This window comes from Agrobacterium sp. ST15.16.055, from assembly GCF_027956555.1.
In the GTDB taxonomy this organism is placed as follows: Bacteria; Pseudomonadota; Alphaproteobacteria; order Rhizobiales; family Rhizobiaceae; genus Agrobacterium; species Agrobacterium salinitolerans.
The window spans coordinates 48,153-67,684 of the sequence record NZ_JAQKGN010000015.1 but is presented as its reverse complement, the minus strand read 5'-3'; the positions used below and the strand labels follow the sequence as shown (position 1 = coordinate 67,684).

Genomic DNA, 19,532 nt, shown 5'->3' with positions numbered 1-19,532 from the left:
CCATCTATACAAATGCAAGGATTTCCGCATGGGCGACGATACGGCCGGCAAGGCCTCTCCGATGGAGCTGGATGAAGCACGGGCGCGCGAGCTTGAGGAGCAGTTCGATGCGGAAATCCGATTCCGGCGGCTGGCGCCACTCGCTGCCCGCTTGGTCGGAGCGCTGCTGATCGCATTGTCGATCTTTCATTATTACACTGCGGGTTTTGGCCTTTTGTCGGAGGTTATGCATCGCGGCATCCACCTGTCCTTTGTCCTCGGTCTGATTTTTCTCGTTTTCCCCGTATCACGACGTGGTTACGGCGAAGTGGCGGCCTCCACTGTGCTGCGGCCTCTGGGCATATCGCTTTTCGACTGGGCGCTGGCAATCGGTGCCGTAGTCGCCGTGATGCACGTGCCGTTCATCCCGCTTGACGACCTTGCCTTTCGTGTTGGAAATCCCACGAACACAGACGTCGTCCTGGGCGGCCTGCTGGTACTGGTTCTTCTTGAGGCGACCCGCCGTTCGGTCGGCTGGCCCCTGCCGATCATCGCCGTCCTGTTCATGGCCTACTCCCTGTACGGGCCATCGATGCCTGGCATCCTGGTACATCCCGGCGCGACCTTCTCGCAGCTGATCAATCACCTCTATCTCACCAGCCAAGGCATATATGGCATCGCACTCGGTGTCGTCGCCACCTATGTCTTCCATTTTGTACTATTCGGGGTTTTTGCCACACGCATCGGGCTCGGTCAGTTGTTCCTGGATTGTGCCGCGTGGGTCGCGGGGCGGTATGCTGGTGGTCCGGCCAAAATATCGATTTTCGGATCGGCGTTGTTCGGCATGATCTCCGGCTCGTCCGTTGCCAATACGGTCACAGTTGGCTCGCTCACAATACCGGCGATGATCCGGCTCGGCTACAAGCGCACCTTCGCCGCGGCAGTCGAATCCGCATCGTCCACCGGTGGCCAGATCACGCCGCCGATCATGGGTGCGGCAGCATTCCTGATGATCGAGTTCCTCAATCTCCCCTACACTACGATCATCCTGGCAGCGCTCGTTCCGGCTTTCATGCACTTCTTCGGAGTTTTGGTTCAGGTTCACTTCGAAGCAAAGCGCGAAGGTCTTCGTGGCATGACCGACGACGAAATGCCGGATCTCAAGGAGGCCTTCAAGCGCGACTGGCCGACCGTCATCCCCCTCGTCGTGCTGATCGGTATCCTGCTCTCGGGTTTCACACCATACCTCGCGGCATTCTGGGGAATAACGCTCTGCATCGCGGTCGGCCTCATCAATCCGCGCCGACGCATGTCGTTGACGGAGGTCTTCGAGGGACTGCGGGACGGCGCCAAGTACGCGCTTGCCGTTGGCGCAGCGGCAGCCACCGTTGGCATCATCGTCGGGGTCGTCACGTTGACCGGCGTCGGCTTCAAGATTTCCTACATCGTCACCACGACTGCAGCAGAAATAGCCGGCTGGATCGGTACGATGGTTCCGGCTGCCTGGTTCGGACCGCAGACACTGACGCTGTTGTTCACGCTGATTATGACTGGCGTCGTCTGCATCCTGATGGGCTGCGGTATTCCGACGACCGCCAACTACATTATTATGGCGACCATCGCCGCCCCGACGCTCGGTATGCTTGGCGTGGAACCTATCGTCGCGCATTTCTTTGTCTTCTATTACGGTGTTCTTGCCGACATCACGCCTCCCGTCGCGCTCGCCGCCTATGCGGCGGCAGGCATGGCAGGAGCCGACCCATTCAAGACCGGAAATACAGCGTTCCGTCTTGGCTTGGGAAAAGTCCTCGTCCCATTTGTTTTCGTGTTCTCGCCGTCGCTGCTGCTGGTGACAACCAACTTCTCTTGGGGTGATTTTACAGTTGCCTTCGTTGGCTGCGTGCTGGGCATTACATTTCTCGGGTCCGCCCTCTCCGGTTTCCTGCTTGTCAGAACCTTTTGGTGGGAGAGAACAATGCTGATCTTGGCGGCGATCCTGTTAGTCGTTCCCGAACTCGTGTCGTCGCTCATAGGACTGCTTTTGGCCGCTCCTGTATTAGGGCGGCAATTCACCGCCGCCAGACAGATGAAGGTGTGAGAATTGACCGTCATCGCTTCTCTGCGATCCCCCGATCGAAGAATTTGCCTGTGACGATCCCAACAATACCCTGCCGCCACCACGTTCTTTGGCGTCAAACTTTGAATGAGAATGGAAATCCCAATCAGGAACGTCATTATCGAGACGAGGACTTTTGGGTTCGAGCGAATAACGTTCCCGGTAGTTGTGCCTGAGAGGCTGACTCGAAAAAGAACTCAATAAACGTAGGGTGCCAGCCAACGGCTGGCTATCTTCAATACATGGATGGCGGCCACAAAATCGGCACGGAATACAAGCCGCTCCCACCATGCCCAATCTTGCATCGTGCTGGAGGAGCAAGCAAAGCTGCGGCACGCCTCTCTCAAAGGCCAGCGCCGTCGTCTACTGGTCGACAGCGACGAGGAACTAGAGGTTCTGGCCGAGATCGAGGGGTTGACCAGCGCCCGTTTGCTCGCCGAGCGCGGCCGCAATCCGCATCTCGATCCGCGAGAGCTTGCCTGGCGGCGGCGCAACCGTGATCTCAGGATCTACGGCGACACGCATGTCAATGCGGCCTTCACCTATACGCGGACAGGAGGCAATCGCTTCAACTCCGAAGATCGCGGAGCCTGGTATCGCGCCTGGGACGTGATGGTATCGGTCGCGGAGGTCGCATGGCACAGAACCCGCGAGCTTCGTTTCGCCGGCTCGTTCCATGACAGCGCCCGTTATGTCGAACTGATCTCCGACTTCATCGGAGAATTCGACGACCTGACCGATGAACCCGAACACGCCGCGCTCAATCCGGACCCGGAGGTTGGCTATCTCGAGGGACAGGAACTGGCCGCCCGGTTGCGGAGAGATGGAAGCCGCGGCCTTATCTATCCCTCCGTCCGTGCGCCCGTCGGAAACTGCCTGGTTTGTTTCGATCCGGGGGCTGTCCAGAACGTCCGGCCCGGCGCGTCCTGGGATCTAATCTGGCAAGGCGCGCCGGACTATTCGATCGTCGCAATCTCGTAGCAGCGACGAAGCACAGGTTTCCGCGGGATGGTCGACTGCCGGTTACGACGTCACCCCCTCATCTTCGGGAATGAAGCCACCGATCTGGCGTTTCCAGAGCCGTGCAAACAGCCCGTCCCGCTCGACCAGTTCGTCCGGTCGTCCCTCTTCGACAATCCGGCCGTGATCCAGCACGATAATCCGGTCCATCCGTGCAATGGTCGACAGGCGATGGGCGATGGCGATCACCGTTTTGCCATCCATCACAAGATTGAGCTTCTCCTGAATGGCGGCCTCGGACTCGCTATCAAGCGCGGAGGTGGCTTCGTCGAGGATCAGGATAGGCGCGTCTTTCAACAGCACGCGCGCAATGGCGACCCGCTGTCGCTGCCCGCCGGAAAGCTTGATGCCACGGTCTCCGACAAAAGCGAGATACCCTTTCCGACCCTCACTATCGGCGAGATCGGCAATGAAGGCATCCGCCTTCGCCACTTTCGCCGCCCGCTCGATATCTTCCAGCGTCGCATCCGGCCGACCATAGCGAATGTTATCCCCCACGGACCGGTGCAGCAGCGCCACATCCTGGGCAATCACCCCGATATTGCGGCGCAGGCTCGCCTGCGTAACATCACGAATATCCTGACCGTCGATTCGAATGGCGCCCTCCTGAATGTCGTAGAACCGCAGGAGCAGATTAACCAGCGTGGTTTTTCCCGCGCCGGACAGACCTACAAGTCCGACCTTCTCCCCGGCGCGCACGGTCAGCGACAGATCATCGATAACCGGCTTGCCAGACTTGTAGGCAAAGCGGATATGGTCGAAATCGATGTTCCCATGTGAAACACTCAGCTCCGCAGCACCTGCCCTGTCGGTTATGGTCGGTGGTGTCGTCATGACAGGCATGGCATCCTTGATGGTCCCAATAGCCTGAAATATTTGCTGCCCCATCTGCAGGAAAGTGAATGTGTGCCCCGACAAGCGTTGCAGGATATAGACGGCGCCGACGAATTCCCCGACCGTGATGAAGCCCTTCACCAGACCGGAAAACCCCACCGACAGGATCGCCAGCCACAGCGCCATGTTAAGCGCCACGACAACCAGCTCCGACGCGCGGTAAACACGCTGCTCCCTGTGCTGCGTCTGCACCGCCTTCATCAGAACGCGACGAATAGCGCCCGCCTCGCTGTCTTCGGCGGCGAACTGCTTGATCATCTGCATGTTGCTGTAGAGATCGGTGATCGCCCCCGAGACAAGGCTCTTTTGTTTCGCCGAGCGCCGTGACCGCTCCGTGAAGACGGGAGCCAGTTTAACGGCGAGAACCACATTTAGCACGATCCAGATGAACACCGGCAGCGCCAGCTGCCAGGACAAGGCGGCAAGGAGCGCAAGAGAGCCGATCATTTGCAACAGGAAACGAGGCCCGATCTGGAATGCGTTGATGATCTGCTGCTGAACTGCCGACGAAACTTGCGAGAGACGCGAGGTAACCTGTCCCGCATAAAGCTCATGGAAAAATGCCAGATCCTGCCGCTCCACGGCTTTGTGGCCCTGCCACTGGATGGCCGCGGGCATGGCGATGCCGAGCGTGTGCGAATTGAGCGTATTGAGAAGAAATGACGCCATCGGCATCGCGGGAAATATCAGCAGTCCGAGCGCAGCAAGCAGCGGCCATTCATTGCGCAAGAAAGCCTCCGCACCCTGCGCCGTCACGCCATCGACGATCACGGACAATCCCCAGATAATCGACAAATTGATGGCTTCGACCGCCATGGAGGACAGGGCAAGCGCGATGAGGACGCCGCGAAACATCCCGATGAAATGCAGCAGTACCGCCACGGGGCCTTTTGACGGCAGCGGCCGGAAGGGAATGTCGAGCGGCCGTATCAGCCTCTCGAAAGGGCGAAAGATCGTATCTGAAATCGACATGGGCCTCTCGGATCGCGGTTTGGCATCGACGGGGAGGAATCAGCTACGCGTCCGTCATGGAACCATGCGTGGCGCTCAAGCTCAATTACCGGATGTATTTTTTGCCAGAGCTCGTGATTGAGGCTCGGCGAGGGTTGCGCTTGAAATGTTGTCCACCCGGCGAAAACTGTTCCGCGATTGTAGCTACAATCGCGCGATTGCCCATGGGTTACACGTGACAAAAGTCGCAACAGTACTCCTGACAAAGCTCCCCGCGATCCGCGTTAAACCGCCAACGAACCGGAACACCCAGGTTATGTAGATAGTCTGTTGGAGCGTGCATCAAACTACTATCGACTGCACGCCTTGATAGGAATCGAACGGCGTCGACCCACAGCGAGGCGCAGGCGTCGGCAAAGTGGGTGCGCTCGAGGAAGCCCTGCCCGGCCGGCGAACGGGCAATGCGCTCGTCGAGACGCGTCAGAGCGACACCGGCGTCAAAAACCGGCCGCATCAGGGCCGTCATGCTGATTTTCGCGAGATCGTAAGCCATTGAAATCATGGTAAATGTTTTCCTAAAAGAACTCTATATAAATATTACGGCTCCTCACATGGTATGATTGGGAGTTGAGCTTCTACCCATCGATAAGTATCTCGTATCAACAATAGAGTTCTATTTCGCTATAATAGCCGATAATTCTACATATTATTGGTAACCAATGAATTTTCACTCGGCACTACGATTTTTAGCTGAATTTAATTCAAAAATATATTTTCATCATCTAAAAGCCCATTTACGAATCCCTCCTTTGGAGCTTAAGCATTCCCGAACATAGTCGCGTGGACAAGAACTCAATTTGCCCGTCGCTATTGCTTGAGTTACCGCCTTTATCATCCTCACAGCACAACAGGTGACGGCAACAGTGGGTAGGTGCAGTTGCAGGGTTGATTTCTACGGAAAACCTTACGGGGGCCACTGGTCCCCGTCGGCAATCTTGTTAGTCACAGGCCCCGCATTGTCCGGGTCAGGCTCCGTATGGCACCCAGATGTTCTTCACCTGAATCGCCCTGCGCAAATAGTCACGGCCCTGCCCTTGTGTACGGTCAAGCCAATCGGGCTGTCGCCCATTATTGACCCAGGTGGCCTTCAGGTTGCCCGCAGAAGCTTGCTCGACCATCGCGCTTCCGTCAGCCGATCCGAAATACCAGATAGCTGCAACCTCATCATGCTCCGCCAGCGTCTTTGCAAGCAGATCGCGTTCGCCAGTGACAATATTGATGACCCCGCCGGGTACATCCGACGTGTCCAGCACCTGATAGAAATCGCCGGCAATCAATGGATGGCGCGATGACGGGATGACCACGACGCGATTACCCATGGCAATTGCCGGCAGCACCAGCGACACCAGCGAGAGGAGCGGCACCTCATCGGGGCAAACGATACCGACGATGCCCCACGGCTCATTCATGGCAAGCGTGACGTGACGCGACTTGGTCGAGTGCACAGCGCCATCGAACTTGTCGGCCTGGGCGGCGTAATAGGAAATGCAGCGCAGAGACACGTCGAACTCGTCCCTCGCCTTCTTTTCACTCACACCGGTGCTATCGATGATGCGGGCAACGAATTCGTCGCGCCGTGTATCGAGGTTCTCCGCGAGATAATAGAGCACCTGCGCGCGGTTATGCGCGGTTGCGGAACTCCAACTGCCTGCCTTTGACGCGGCTTCGACAGCATTGCGGATGTCCTTGCGGTTGCCTATTCCGGCCATGCCTATCACGGCGTTGCCCTTGCCGGTCACCGAATAACTGTAGCCGCCATCGGGGCGGGCCTGCTTGCCGCCGATATAGTTCTTCATGGTCCGATCAAGGCCATCGATCGCCATTTTACTGTCAGCATTCGGCAATGCTGATGGTTTGAAGGCTTCAGCGGGCTTTGTGACCGGCACGTTCTTTTCCCAGTCTGCCGCCAGATATTCGTAAAGCCCTTCGCGCGCACCTTCACGGCCGAAACCGCTTTCACGGTAGCCACCAAAACCTGCACCGGCGTCCAGCATATTGGTACAGTTGATCCAGACCACGCCTGCTTTGACCCGGGCAGCCAGATCAAGCGCGACATTGATGTTTTCCGACCAGATCGAGGCGGCAAGGCCGTAACGGGTGTTGTTGGCCAGCGAAACGGCTTCGTCCGGCGTGCGGAATGTGGTTGCCGCGGCGATCGGGCCAAAGATTTCTACCTGGCAGACCGTCGAGGCCTGATCGACATCTGTGAAGAAGCCGGGAGCGACGTAATTGCCAGTAGACGGCAACGGGTTGGAACTCTGCCAGAGTTCACCACCCTCCTCCACGCCCTTGCGAACCAGATCCGTGATGCGTTTCACCTGCGTGGCGGAAACAATCGCGCCGACATCAGTCGACTTGTCGAGCGGATCGCCGACCCGCAGGGTTTCCAGCCGCTTTTTCAGCCGGGCATAAAATTTCTCGGCGATACCCTCCTGCACCAGCAGGCGGGAACCGGCGCAGCAGACTTCGCCCTGGTTGAACCAGATCGCGTCAACAACACCTTCAACCGCCGCATCGAGATCGGCGTCCTCCAACACGATGAAGGGTGACTTGCCGCCCAGTTCCAGCGACAGCTTTTTGCCCGAGCCGGCAATCTGCTCGCGAATAACGCGGCCGATCTTGGTCGAACCGGTGAATGCAACCTTGTCGACGCCGTCATGGCCGCAGATCGCAGCGCCTGTCGACCCATCGCCCTGCACGATGTTGACGACACCGGCCGGAAGGCCAACCTCGTGGCAGATTTCCGCAAACGCGACAGCCGTCAGCGGCGTCAGATCGGCGGGCTTCAACACCACGGTATTGCCGGCCGCAAGCGCTGGCGCGATCTTCCAAGCCAGCATCAGCAGGGGGAAATTCCACGGGATCACCTGACCGCAAACACCGACCGGCGAGAAACCACGGAACTCGTCTTCCACCATTTCAGCCCATCCGGCGTGATGGTAAAAGTGTCGCGCGACAAGTGGAATGTCGATATCACGGGTTTCGCGAACCGGCTTGCCGTTATCCATCGTTTCCAGAACGGAAAGGAAGCGCTCGCGCTTCTGGATATGGCGGGCGATGGCGTAGAGGTAACGGGCGCGTTCGTGACCCGACAGTTTTGACCATTTTCCGAAGGCCGCGCGGGCGGCCTTGACCGCCTGATCCACGTCTTCCTCATTGCCACAAATAATGTCCGCAAGCTTGTCCCCGTTTGCGGGGTTTGAGACGGCAATCGTCTTGCGGCCGTCGGGAGAAACAAACCGGCCGTTGATATAATGTCCGAACGAACGTCCGTGAGTGTCGAGCCACTGCTTCACATCACCATTGGCTTCGGGGGAAGGTCCATATTCCATGGTTTCCAAAATGTCCTTAATGGGTCGCATTTTTCAGTCCTTATGCGGCAGCGTGATGGTGAGCGCTGGAATAGCGGCCGGTTACGAAATGTTCGAGCTGCCGCTCGATATCGCCAAGCATCGAACTGGCGCCAATGCGGAACAGGTCCGGCTCCAGCCAGCGATTGCCCAGCTCCTCCTTCATCAGCGTCAACCACGACAGTGCGTCCTTTGCCGTTTTTAACCCGCCTGCGGGTTTGAAGCCGACCATCTGGCCGGTCAGTTCGCCATAATCGCGCAGTGCCCGTACCATGGTCAGACTGACCGGCAGGGTGGCGTTGACCTCCTCTTTGCCGGTCGAGGTCTTGATGAAGTCCGAACCCGCCTGCATCGCCACCATCGAAGCGCGATAAACATTGGTCAGCGTGTTGAGATCACCCGTCGCCAGGATAGCCTTCATATGGGCGTCGCCGCAGGCTTCACGCATCGCGGCAATCTCGTCGTAAAGTGCTGTCCAGTTCTGCGTCAGAACGAACTCGCGGGTTATGACGATATCGATCTCCCTGGCGCCTTGCTCGACGGCATAGCGGATTTCGGCCAGCCGTTGCGGCAGCGGCGTCAGGCCGGACGGAAAGCCCGTCGCCACCGATGCGACCGGAATAGCCGTGCCTTCCAGCGCCTTGACGGCGTGGGGCACCATGGTCGGATAAACGCAGACGGCGCCGGTGGTGATACCGGCATCTGCAAGGCCTAGTGCTTCGAGAATGTCTTCCCGGACCGGACGGCGCGCTTTCGCGCACAGGCGGCGCACACGGCCGGGCGTGTCGTCGCCGGAGAGCGTCGTCAGATCGATGCAGGTGATGGCCTTGATCTGCCAGGCGACCTGGTATTCCTTCTTGACCGAGCGCCGGGCAGTGATTGTCGCGGCGCGCCGTTCGGAGGCGCTGCGATTGACCGATATATCCTCAAACCATTCCGGTTTGAGAGCGGTGCCATTGTTTCTGGGAAATGCTTCGCTCATTTTCTGTCCATTCTTCTGGTCAGGCTGCGGCATTGGCATGGTCGCGGCAAAATGCCTCGAACTCTTCAAGGCTGGCGTAGGCCTTCTGTGTTCCGGGACGGGTGATGGAATGCGCCGCGTAAAGCGATGCCTTCTTCAGGGAGGATACGACCTCGTGCGTTTCGGCGTAAAAGCGGGCAAAGGAGCCGATAAAGGCATCGCCCGCACCAGTGGTATCCTTGGGGGTTACTTTGACGGGTTCGATGTTGACGATCTCATTTGACGTAATCATGCGCGCACCGCGCCCGCCCAGGGTCACGATGACGGTGCGAATGCCACGAGCGATCAGCGAACGGGCGGCTGTGACGATGTCTTCGTCGGTATCGGTCGGCAACCCCGACAGCAAGGCGAGCTCGCTCTCGTTCGGCACGAGGAAGGTTACCTGGCGGATGCGCTCAGGATCGAGATTGGCAGCGGCAGGCGCGGGATTGAGGATCGTCTCGATACCGTTCTGGGCTGCAAATTCGACAGTATGGTAGACGGTCTCAACTGGCACTTCCATCTGCATCAGGATCAAGCCGCACTCTTTGAGATCGGCGGCCGCCTTGTCGACCTCAACAGGTAAAAGGTCGGCATTGGCTCCCTTGACGATGAGGATGGAATTCTCGCCTGATTGTTCGACGAAGATCGGCGCGACACCGCTGGATTTGCCGGCAACCTTCACCACATGACGCGTGTCAACGCCAAAGCTCTCGAGGTTGCGGATGGTGTTATCGGCGAAGACATCATCACCGACCCGGGTGACCATCATCACTTCAGCACCAAGGCGCGCCGCGGCAACCGCCTGGTTGGCACCCTTTCCGCCGCACCCCATCTCGAAGGTGGGCGCCTCGAGTGTCTCGCCCGGTCCGGGCATACGGTCCACGTAAGTGATGAGATCGACCATATTGGAGCCGACGACCCCGATTTTCTTACTCATGCTGATATTCCCTGCTTATCTGTTTTAAAGGGCGCTGATCCTGGCGCCGAACTGATCGGCGGCAGCGCAGTCGAGATAGCCCAGCCGTACAGGAAACACCCTGCGTTCACCCGGTGATAGTCTCTGCACGTTGTTCTTGGCCTTCTCCGCCAGATAGCCTTCCGGCTCGCAGGTGGATGGCAGGGCAAAAGCGGCAACCTGCGAATCCCCATTGACCAGGATCCAACGCACTGTCTTGGGGAAGGCCGCGAGCGGATAGGAGATGGCAAAGCCATCTCCCTCACGTCGTTGCATCATCAGATGCGTCAGCCCCTCACCGTCCGCCGGCAGGCCGTTGACGTAGAACACCTGTTCGGGGTCGTAACGTTGTGGTTCGTCGAGCACTTCCATGGCCGAAGGCTGCCTTGCCAGCGTATCCAGCAGGGAAAGGTAATCGGGATTTGGTGTGACGTGGCCGGGTACGACCGTTCGGACCTTCACCTGCTCGGGCGTGTAGGGCACCGGCTGAACGATTTGCGCACCCTCGGCATAGGCAAAGTTCACATGGCACATATACATGAGATCCATGGACGCTGAAGACAGGTTCTGGATGTCCATGACCATGTCAAAAAGCGTTTCCTCAGCATGCAAAGTCACGCTGGGTCGGGCCAGATAATTGGCACCGAAGCCCATGACATATTCGACTTCGCCTGTTACCCGAACATAGGCGCCGCGCGCATCGTGACCGATGACGAAACCAGCCTTGTCCATGGCGGCACAGGGCATTTCGCCATGCAGGGCATGATTATCCTGCGGCGACGGGCAGCCGTTTCGCAGCATGCCGCTATGGAATGCAAAACATCCGTATGTCTCAACAATTGAACCGGCAGGTCGCGGCATCGAAAAGCGGCTTCCCATAGTCAGGTCCACACCGTTGAACTCAACGCTCCAGATCATCTGCCCCATGAATGGCAATATGACGATCCGGCCGTGGCGGTTCTCCAATTGCAGCGCCTCAACGCCGGTGGCGTAGCGGAAGGTGGTAACCTTCAGCCCATCGGTTGCGGCTAGAAGATGCGGGAGATCGGTGAAGTCCTGCCTGCGAAGATGAAATTCTGTTACCTGCATGGGCTCACCTGCCGGGGTTTCGCCATGCATTGATGGCGATGACGAGAATGAGGAATGCGCCCCAGATGAAGTCGATAAGGTGGTTGGAAAACCGCATCATCTGAAAACCGGAGGACAGCAGCATGAGGGCGATCAGCGCAATGGCGATGCCGAGAACCCGCCCCTTCCCGCCTGCCGGGTTTGTGCCGCCGAGAACGGCAATCAGCACCGCCTGCAGCAGATAGGACGCGCCGTAGTCGGATTTCGCTGCATTGGTCCGCCCGGATAGAATGATGCCCGCCAGCGACGCCAGAACGCCGGTCAGCATATAGGAATAGAGCATCATGCGATCCTTGCGGATGCCTGCAAAGACGGCTGCCCGCGGATTAGTGCCTATTAGCATCAGGTTAATGCCGAGCGTCGAGCGCGTCAGCAGGATCGCCACGGTGATGCAGACGCCGATGAACAACAGAAACGGCGTCGCTATACCCAATATCTTGCCGTTGCCGATCCAGTTCCACGCGTCAGGAAATCCGACGATTGCCGGGCCACCGGTCAACACCAGCGCCAGCCCCATCAGAACCTGACCTGTGCCGAGTGTGGCCAGTATCGGGGTAATACGCAGCTTCGCGACCAAAAGGCCGTTGATCAGACCGGCCAGCAGGCCAACCGCCATGGCGAGGACGATGCCAAGCCCGGTGGAAAACACAACACCCGAAGTGGAGGATTGCCCCGCCTGAACCATGGTGGAATGGAAATAGACGCCGGCGATGATGCCCGCCAGATTGGCAATCCCCACCACGGAAAGATCGATGCCACCGGTCAGCATGGCAATCATCATGGCGATGGAGAGGATCCCCAGTTCGGGCATGATGTAGCTGATGGATTCAAAGTTGTAGTAGTTCAGGAACTTGCCCGGGTTCATCCAGGTCATCAGCGCAAAGACGATGACGGTGATGACAAGAAGCTGAATGATGTTGCTGTCGTTGCCGAAAAGCCGACGTATGTCGAACGAATTTTTCATGATGCGCTCTCCCGTCACGCTATGCTTTTACGGTCGCGCCATGCCGTGATGGCAGTGGCAATGATGATAATCAGGCCGACAACGACGCGCTGCCAGGTGGTGTCCACTTTCATGATGATCAGCGAGTTTTTGACCATCACCAGCATGAACACGCCCATCAATGTGCCGAGAACCGTGCCGCGTCCGCCAAAGATTGACGCACCGCCCAGAACCACGGCCGCGATCACGTCGAGTTCGAGACCGACAAAATCACGCGGGTTGGCAAGCCAGATCATCGACGAATGCAGCAGGCCCGAGAAGCCCGCCAGCGCACCGGCGAGGCAATAGACGAAGAAGATCGTCGCACCTGTATTGAAGCCAACACGTTTGGCTGCTTCAGGAGAGCCGCCATAGGCATACACGCTGCGCCCGATCATGGTGTAGGTAAGGATGAGATGAATAACCAATGCCAGCCCCAGATAGACCAGGAACATCGCGGTCAGGCCGAAAGTCGATCCAGTGGCCGACGTCAGCGAGATCACATCGGTCTTGCCGAACTCGATCAGTTCCTTTGGCATCTTGTTGATGTTGACGATGCTGGTACCGACGAGGCCGAGAACCAGACCACGCACAATCGAACCCGTCCCAAGAGTCACAATCAGCGGGATCATCCTGAAACGATGGATAATGAAACCGTTGAAAGCACCGAGAACGAGCCCAATCAGCGTTGCCGCAACAAAGGGAATGAGCACGCCATCATAGCCGAGATAGACCATGCTGCGCACGGTCAGATACATCGCCGCAATGGCAAAGGCCGTGAACGATACGTCGATGCCGCCGGAAATCATCACGAGTAATACGCCGAGCGCCATGATGCCGATCACGACATTGGAGCGCAACAGGCCGAAGATGTTGTCGAGCGACCAGAAGGCTGGATTGATGAGACCGATGATGATCATGGCCGCGAGCAAGACGCAGGCGATAATAAATTCTGTGCTTTTCAGGAATTTCATGTCTTGCGGCCCCTCAATTCAGCATCTTGAGCCGGTCGTTAACGGCGTCTTCGGTCATGCTCTCTCCAGACAACTCGTCAACGAAACGGCCGCGATGCATGACCAGCACGCGATTGCAGTTCTGCACCAGTTCCGGCACATCGTCGGAAATCATCAGCACGGCGAGGCCTTCCTTTTCGGCCAGCTTGCGGATGATGGTATGGATCTGTGCTTTGGAACCGACATCGACGCCAACGGTCGGGCCGTTCAGGATCAGCACTTTCGCGCCCGTCAACAGCCAGCGAGCCAGAACGACGCGCTGTGCGTTGCCACCGGACAAATGGTTGACCGGCGTGTGCGGTCCCGGCGCCACGATCTGCATGGCCGAGAACATTTCGCGGGTCGTCTCGTCCGCCTTTTTGCGATTAATGAAAAGACCTCGAACGAATTTCTCTATCGACGTGACAATGATATTGCGCTCAATGGATTGCGTCAGGAATAGCCCCTCGGTCAGGCGATCCTCCGGCACATAAGCGACGCCGCAAGCAATACTCTCCTGAACGGTCCTTGGGTGAACCTCGCGGCCTGCAAGGCGCACTGAACCGGTAAAATCGGGGCGCATGCCAAACAGCGCCAGGGCAAGTTCGGTACGCCCCGAACCGATCAAGCCCGAAATACCGACGATTTCACCTGGCCTTAACGTTAGGTCGGCGTTTTCCACGGAACCCGGAACCGAGAGGTTGCGCACGTCCAGCACTGGTGTATCGGCGCCTTCCTGCGGTACCCACTGGTAGCTGTGGGCCGTTAGCTCCTGCCCCGTCATCGCGCGAGTGATTGCCGGCTCATCGAATTCGGCGATCGGCCCTTCGGCCACCTTCTTGCCATTGCGGAAAACTGTCAGGCGCTCGCTAATTTCCAGCATCTCGCGCATTTTGTGGCTGACGAAAAGCACGGCGATGCCCTGCGCCTGAATATCGCGCACAATCTTGAAGAGGGCATCAACCTCATGGCGCGTCAGCGCCGTCGTCGGCTCATCCATGATGATCAGGCGTGCATCAGCCATGACGGCACGGGCAATCGCCACGATCTGCTTTCCAGAGGTCGGCAGGGTTTCGACATCCGTATCAAGATCGATGCTCACGCCGAGGCGGTCCAACGCCTTTTGGGCCAGTTCACGGACATGTCGCCAGTCTACCGTCTTGCGACCTTCCATCAGAAAGGTATTGATGGCCAGATTCTCGGCGACCGTCAGGTTCCCAAACAGCGAAAAATCCTGATAGATCACCTGAATACCGTGGTGAACGGATTTTACCGGATCGAGTTTGCCGACAGGCTTCCCGTCGATCAGAATCTCACCGTCCTCGGGTGTGTAAACCCCTGACATGATTTTGATGACGGTGGATTTTCCGGAACCGTTTTCACCGGCAAGGCAATGGATTTCGCCCGGGCGAATGCTCAGCGATACGTCGTCGAGCGCCTTCACGCCGCCAAACCGCTTACCGATGTGGCGCAGCTCGATCAGATTTTCAGTCATAATGGCCTCGTGCAAGGCTGGAAAACACGGGGGTGCACGGAGAGAGGGTTGCCCCTCCCTCCGTGGTTCGGATCAGAAGTCGTACTTGTCCATGTTTTCTTTGGTGACGCCGACCCAACCTGCGCCATAGAGCAGGTGTGGCTTGGAGGCGTCAGGAACCAGCAAGCTTTCATAACCGGGTAGACCCATGTTCAGACCGGCCTTGATCTGCTCGCTCTTCTTCTCGAGAACCGCGACAGCCAGCATGTTCATCGCATAACCGGCAACGGCCGGATCCCAGAACTGGATGTATTGGATATTGTCGTTCTTGATGTATTCGCCGGCAACGGAAACCAGGCCCGTGCCCGAGAAGAAAACCTTGCCCGACAGGCCGCCCTCGGCGATCAGGCGGCCAGCGCCTGCAGATGTCGGCATCGGCGCGCCGAGAATACCGGTAATGTCCGGATAGGCGGTCATTGCTTCCTTGAGTTTGGTGTAGTCGGTGTTGGCGTCGTCATAGGTTTCCAGCCGCTCGGTCGCCTGCGACATTTCCGGGAAGTTTGCCTTCTGATACTCGACGGCGCCGTCGATCCATTCCATCTGCGACTTGGAGGTCAGACTGCCAACGGTGGCGACATACTTGCCCTTACCGCCCATGGATTTGCCAAGTTCCTTCATCAGGTTCGCGCCATAGGCCTTGTTGTCGAAGGCTTCGATGTCGAAATCGACGTTCTGGATGTTGGAAGCCTCATGGCTGATGACGACGATGCCGCGATCTCGGGCCTTCTTGAGCACCGGCTCCACCGCTTCGACCGAGAACGGCACGATGGCGATGGCATCAACGCCCTGCGCGATGAGGTTTTCAACGATCTGCACCTGAGCGGCGGCATCAGCCTGGCTTGGGCCAACCATCCAGACATCGTTTCCGGTATCGCCCTTGAACTGCTCCACGCCATCGCGCATGCGGTCAAACCACGCAATACCATCCACCTTCACGACAGTTGCAATGGTGTATTTTTTGCCGCTCGCCGTTGTGATCAGCTCCTTGTTGACCTTCGACGCATCGACGGCGCTTTGCGCAAAGACAGCCGAAGCCGAAAGCGTTGCAGCAAGCGCGATGGTAGTGAAAATCTTGTTCACGAATAACTCCTCCCTTTGAAACTGCAATGTGCCGAACCTACTCCAGTCGCAGCACTCGATAATGTTCGATTCCTCACGCCGGGAACCGCTGCTCACGCGTCCGACGCCTCCTCATTCTCCCGTAAAGGCCTCCCGTGCCCCGATGCATAGGCCACGATGTGACCTAGAAACCTGTTGTTTTCCTCTCCCGATAATGCGAACTATTATGATAGAATCCGATCATTATGTTTCGATCGTTTCATGTTTGTTATTCTTCTGTCAAGCGCAGAGATGGGCGATTGCGAGCAAAGTAACACCGAAATATGAAGCGCAGCGAGAAACCGAAAACGGAGACAAGGTGAGCAGAGTAAGTGCACACAATGCCAGGTTGGACGCGCTGGCCAAGCTAGTTCAGGAAACGGGCGTTCTAAGGCTGCGGGATGCCGCCTCCCGGCTTGGCGTATCCGAGATTACCATTCGACGCGACATTGCCGCCGACGGCGAACGGCTGAGTTGTCTTGGCGGCTACATCATTCCGGTTCAGGACGGCGCAATCAGCAGCGACTATGTCCTGGAGCAGGAAAAGGACAGCCATGCAGCGGCCAAGATGCGCGCATGCGTGCAGGCTGCGGCTTTGATCGAGCCACATGACACGATATTCATCGACTGCGGAACGACGATGCCACATCTGGCGCGGCAGATTCCGGTACATGGCCATGTCACCGCCATCTGCTATTCTCTTAATGTTGCCGAGGAACTGGCGAGCAGAAACGATGTCCGCCTGATCATGCTCGGCGGACTCTATCATCCGGAAGCGGCCTCGTTTTCGGGGGATGAAGGCATTGAGGTGCTGAAGCGCCTCAATATCAACAAAGCATTTCTGTCTGCCGGCGGCGTGGACGGACATCACGGCGTGACTTGTTCGCATTTTCATGAAGTGCCGATCAAACAGATGGTCATGCAACGCTCAATGCAAAAGCATCTTGTGGTGGACAGCAGCAAGTTCAGCAAGGTGCGGGCCGCACGCTATGCTTCAATAGGCGACTTCAATTCAATTGTGTCGGATCAACCCTTACCTTGGCTAAAATAAGCCGAAATTGGCGCGCGTTCCCTGCTGCTCGTAGAGGGCGGCGCAGGCATCGGCCTTTTCGGCCTTTTTTTTGCACCACAGCAGCACATGGGCAATCGGCTTTTCCGGCCGTACCTCGACATAAAGATGGTGGCGTAGGATAGGTTCTCATACGCTCGAGCAACTTTCTTGTTCTGCAATTTCAAAGACTTACTTTAGCCGCCGATTGCCCTCTGGTGCCGCATAAACACCGTCATTTTCGATCGGCTTTTTCGGAGTCTGCTCATTACAAGAGTTCCCGCTTAAGCAGCGCTTCGAGCCAGTCCGCAAAGACCTGCAATCGGCGCGAGAGATGCTGCCTGTGCGAATAGAGCAAGGCCATGGGCATGGGTTCGGCGCGATGGTCGGGCATCACTTCAACGAGTTCGCCGGCGTCGATGTGGCGCTTCACGTCGTAAGCCGGGATCTGAATCAAGCCGAGCCCGGCGAGGCAACAGGCGATATACGCCTCGGCGCTGTTGACCGTGACACGGCCGCGAATCGGCATCATGCCCACCTCGCCGTTCTCAACCCACTCCCAATCTTCGACGCGACCGGTCGATGGCGGCGCATAGTTGACGGCGAGATGCGCGCCGAGATCGTCTGGCGCGCTTGGCGTCCCATGTTGGGCGAGATAAGCGGGGCTGGCGACATTGATCAGTGAGAGATCGCCGATCTTGCGGGCGATGAGACCGGAATCGCTCAATGGCCCGACCCGAAGCACGCAGTCGACGCTCTCCTCGACCAGGTTCACCGTCCGATCGGTGACGCGCAGTTCGATGTCGAGCTGGGGATGACGGTCGAGGAATTCTGGCAAGGCGGGCGCGATGATCAAACGGCCGATCCGGCCCGGCACATCGATCCGCAGCTTGCCTGACGTTTGGCCCGCCGTCTGTCGGAACAGGCCCTCGGTCTCCTCGACATCGGCGATCAGCCGCAGGCAGCGTTCATAAAATGCCGCGCCGTCCTGGGTTGGCGAGACCTTTCGGGTGGTCCGGTGAAGCAGGCGCGCGCCGACCCGCGCTTCGAGCTCGATCACCGCGGCTGACACGGACGAACGTGGCATCCCGAGCGTATCGGCAGCGCGGGTGAAGCTCGCGCATTCGACGACGCGGGCGAAAGTGCGGAAGAGATCGATACGGTCCATGCGCTTCAACTAACTTGATTGGTCGGCCAGCCTGACAGGTGATGTCAGAACGAGCGTCTTTATGATGAATCTATAGACGATATGGTGTGATGTAGGAAGCGGTCGCCTGATGGCCGCGAGGCAAGCGAAGGAGCCAACGCCAATGACCGATCACAGCATCAATGGCAAAACCGTCATCATCGCCGGCGGCGCGAAGAACCTGGGCGGGCTGATCGCCCGCGATCTCGCCGCGCAGGGCGCCAAGGGGATCGCCATTCACTACAACAGCGCGGCGACCAAGGCGGACGCCGACGCGACGGTTGCGGCGGTGAAAGCGGCCGGCGCGGAAGCGATCGCCATCCAGGCGGACCTGAAAACGGTAGGCGCCGTGGAGACGCTGTTTGCAGATGCGGTCGCCGCCCTCGGCCGCCCGGATATCGCCATCAATACCGTCGGCAAGGTGCTCAAGAAGCCCATGGTCGAGATTTCGGAAGCCGAATATGACGAGATGAGCGCGGTCAACGCCAAGACGGCCTTCTTCTTCATCAAGGAAGCAGGCAAGCATCTCAACGACAACGGCAAGCTGGTGACCCTCGTCACCTCGCTGCTCGGCGCCTTTACCCCTTTCTATGCGGCCTATGCCGGCACCAAGGCCCCGGTCGAGCATTTCACGCGCGCGGCTTCCAAGGAGTTCGGCGAGCGCGGCATCTCGGTGACGGCGATAGGTCCCGGACCGATGGACACGCCGTTCTTCTATCCGGCTGAAGGCGCAGACGCCGTCGCCTATCACAAGACGGCGGCGGCTTTGTCCGGCTTCTCGAAGACCGGTCTCACCGACATCGAGGATATCGTCCCCTATATCCGCTTCATGGTGTCGGACGGCTGGTGGATGACCGGCCAGACCATGCTCGTGAATGGCGGCTATACCACGAAGTAAGAACGGATGGACGGCCTGTCCTCCCGGCAGGCCGTCCGGTCTTTATCGCGACACAGGGGGACGCGCTCATGCATATGCTGTTGGTCATCGTCGGAGGCGCCGTCCTGCTGGGCGTGTTTTCCCTGTTCGGGAAACTCTGGGGCAGCGATCTCGCCGGTATCGCCACGGGCGCGAAACTCTTTATTCCTGCCTGGCTGGCGGTGGCGCTCGTCAATATGTGGGTCGGCGTAACGAGGGCGGGCTACACGGTCGCCCAGGAGCTGCCGATCCTGCTGGTCGTGTTCGCCGTGCCGGCGGCCCTTGCGGCGGTCCTCGCCTGGCAACTAGCGAGAGGCTGA

At 58.2% G+C, this 19,532-nt stretch carries 15 protein-coding genes and 1 pseudogene; 5 read left to right on the top strand and 11 right to left on the bottom strand.

The window, feature by feature from the left end:
• Nucleotides 1-28: 28 nt before the first annotated feature.
• Together PL599_RS18890 and PL599_RS18885 are read left to right on the top strand one after the other, a co-directional pair.
• Entirely contained in the window at nt 29-2,077 is a 2,049-nt protein-coding gene (locus PL599_RS18890; RefSeq protein ID WP_269825010.1) for a TRAP transporter permease, read from the top strand.
• 324 nt (nt 2,078-2,401) lie between these two features.
• Nucleotides 2,402-3,076: an RES family NAD+ phosphorylase gene (locus PL599_RS18885; RefSeq protein ID WP_271359605.1), complete on the top strand. Its 675-nt coding sequence runs from the start codon at nt 2,402-2,404 to the stop codon at nt 3,074-3,076.
• 42 nt (nt 3,077-3,118) lie between these two features.
• On the opposite strand, the gene PL599_RS18880 is transcribed toward PL599_RS18885, so the two are convergent.
• From PL599_RS18880 to PL599_RS18835, 10 genes and pseudogenes are all read right to left on the bottom strand, one after another.
• The gene (locus tag PL599_RS18880) at nt 3,119-4,981 is read right to left on the bottom strand and encodes an ABC transporter ATP-binding protein (RefSeq protein WP_269825008.1); all 1,863 of its coding nucleotides are present in this window, start codon (nt 4,979-4,981) and stop codon (nt 3,119-3,121) included.
• Between the two features lie 364 nt (nt 4,982-5,345).
• Nucleotides 5,346-5,522, bottom strand: a pseudogene (locus PL599_RS22860) (RHE_PE00001 family protein); the annotation flags it as partial.
• Nucleotides 5,523-5,985: 463 nt separating this feature from the next.
• Entirely contained in the window at nt 5,986-8,382 is a 2,397-nt protein-coding gene (locus tag PL599_RS18870; protein WP_269825007.1) for an aldehyde dehydrogenase family protein, read from the bottom strand.
• Nucleotides 8,383-8,392: 10 nt separating this feature from the next.
• A complete protein-coding gene (gene deoC / locus PL599_RS18865) occupies nt 8,393-9,352 on the bottom strand; it encodes a deoxyribose-phosphate aldolase (protein ID WP_269825006.1) in 960 nt (319 codons plus the stop codon).
• Between the two features lie 19 nt (nt 9,353-9,371).
• Entirely contained in the window at nt 9,372-10,310 is a 939-nt protein-coding gene (gene rbsK / locus PL599_RS18860) for a ribokinase (RefSeq protein WP_271359602.1), read from the bottom strand.
• Nucleotides 10,311-10,334: 24 nt separating this feature from the next.
• On the bottom strand, nt 10,335-11,417 hold the full coding sequence (locus tag PL599_RS18855) for an aldose 1-epimerase family protein (RefSeq protein WP_269825004.1): 1,083 nt from the start codon (nt 11,415-11,417) through the stop codon (nt 10,335-10,337).
• 4 nt (nt 11,418-11,421) lie between these two features.
• On the bottom strand, nt 11,422-12,420 hold the full coding sequence (locus tag PL599_RS18850; protein WP_269825003.1) for an ABC transporter permease: 999 nt from the start codon (nt 12,418-12,420) through the stop codon (nt 11,422-11,424).
• A 14-nt stretch (nt 12,421-12,434) separates the two neighbouring features.
• Nucleotides 12,435-13,412 carry an ABC transporter permease gene (locus tag PL599_RS18845; RefSeq protein ID WP_269825002.1) on the bottom strand — a complete coding sequence of 326 codons (978 nt, stop codon included), beginning with the start codon at nt 13,410-13,412 and terminating at the stop codon, nt 12,435-12,437.
• A gap of 13 nt (nt 13,413-13,425) precedes the next feature.
• Nucleotides 13,426-14,925, bottom strand: a complete 1,500-nt coding sequence (locus PL599_RS18840) for a sugar ABC transporter ATP-binding protein (RefSeq protein ID WP_269825001.1) — start codon at nt 14,923-14,925, stop codon at nt 13,426-13,428.
• Nucleotides 14,926-14,997: 72 nt separating this feature from the next.
• Nucleotides 14,998-16,044, bottom strand: a complete 1,047-nt coding sequence (locus PL599_RS18835; RefSeq protein ID WP_173991742.1) for an autoinducer 2 ABC transporter substrate-binding protein — start codon at nt 16,042-16,044, stop codon at nt 14,998-15,000.
• Nucleotides 16,045-16,381: 337 nt separating this feature from the next.
• Between PL599_RS18835 and PL599_RS18830 the strand changes: the two genes are divergently transcribed.
• The gene (locus PL599_RS18830; RefSeq protein ID WP_269825038.1) at nt 16,382-17,113 is read left to right on the top strand and encodes a DeoR/GlpR family DNA-binding transcription regulator; all 732 of its coding nucleotides are present in this window, start codon (nt 16,382-16,384) and stop codon (nt 17,111-17,113) included.
• Between the two features lie 265 nt (nt 17,114-17,378).
• Here PL599_RS18830 and PL599_RS18825 read toward each other — a convergent pair whose 3' ends face one another.
• A complete protein-coding gene (locus tag PL599_RS18825; RefSeq protein ID WP_269825000.1) occupies nt 17,379-18,278 on the bottom strand; it encodes a LysR family transcriptional regulator in 900 nt (299 codons plus the stop codon).
• 142 nt (nt 18,279-18,420) lie between these two features.
• Here PL599_RS18825 and PL599_RS18820 point away from each other — a divergent pair, with 142 nt between their 5' ends.
• Nucleotides 18,421-19,194: an SDR family oxidoreductase gene (locus PL599_RS18820; RefSeq protein WP_269824999.1), complete on the top strand. Its 774-nt coding sequence runs from the start codon at nt 18,421-18,423 to the stop codon at nt 19,192-19,194.
• 68 nt (nt 19,195-19,262) lie between these two features.
• Nucleotides 19,263-19,532: a hypothetical protein gene (locus tag PL599_RS18815; protein WP_269824998.1), complete on the top strand. Its 270-nt coding sequence runs from the start codon at nt 19,263-19,265 to the stop codon at nt 19,530-19,532.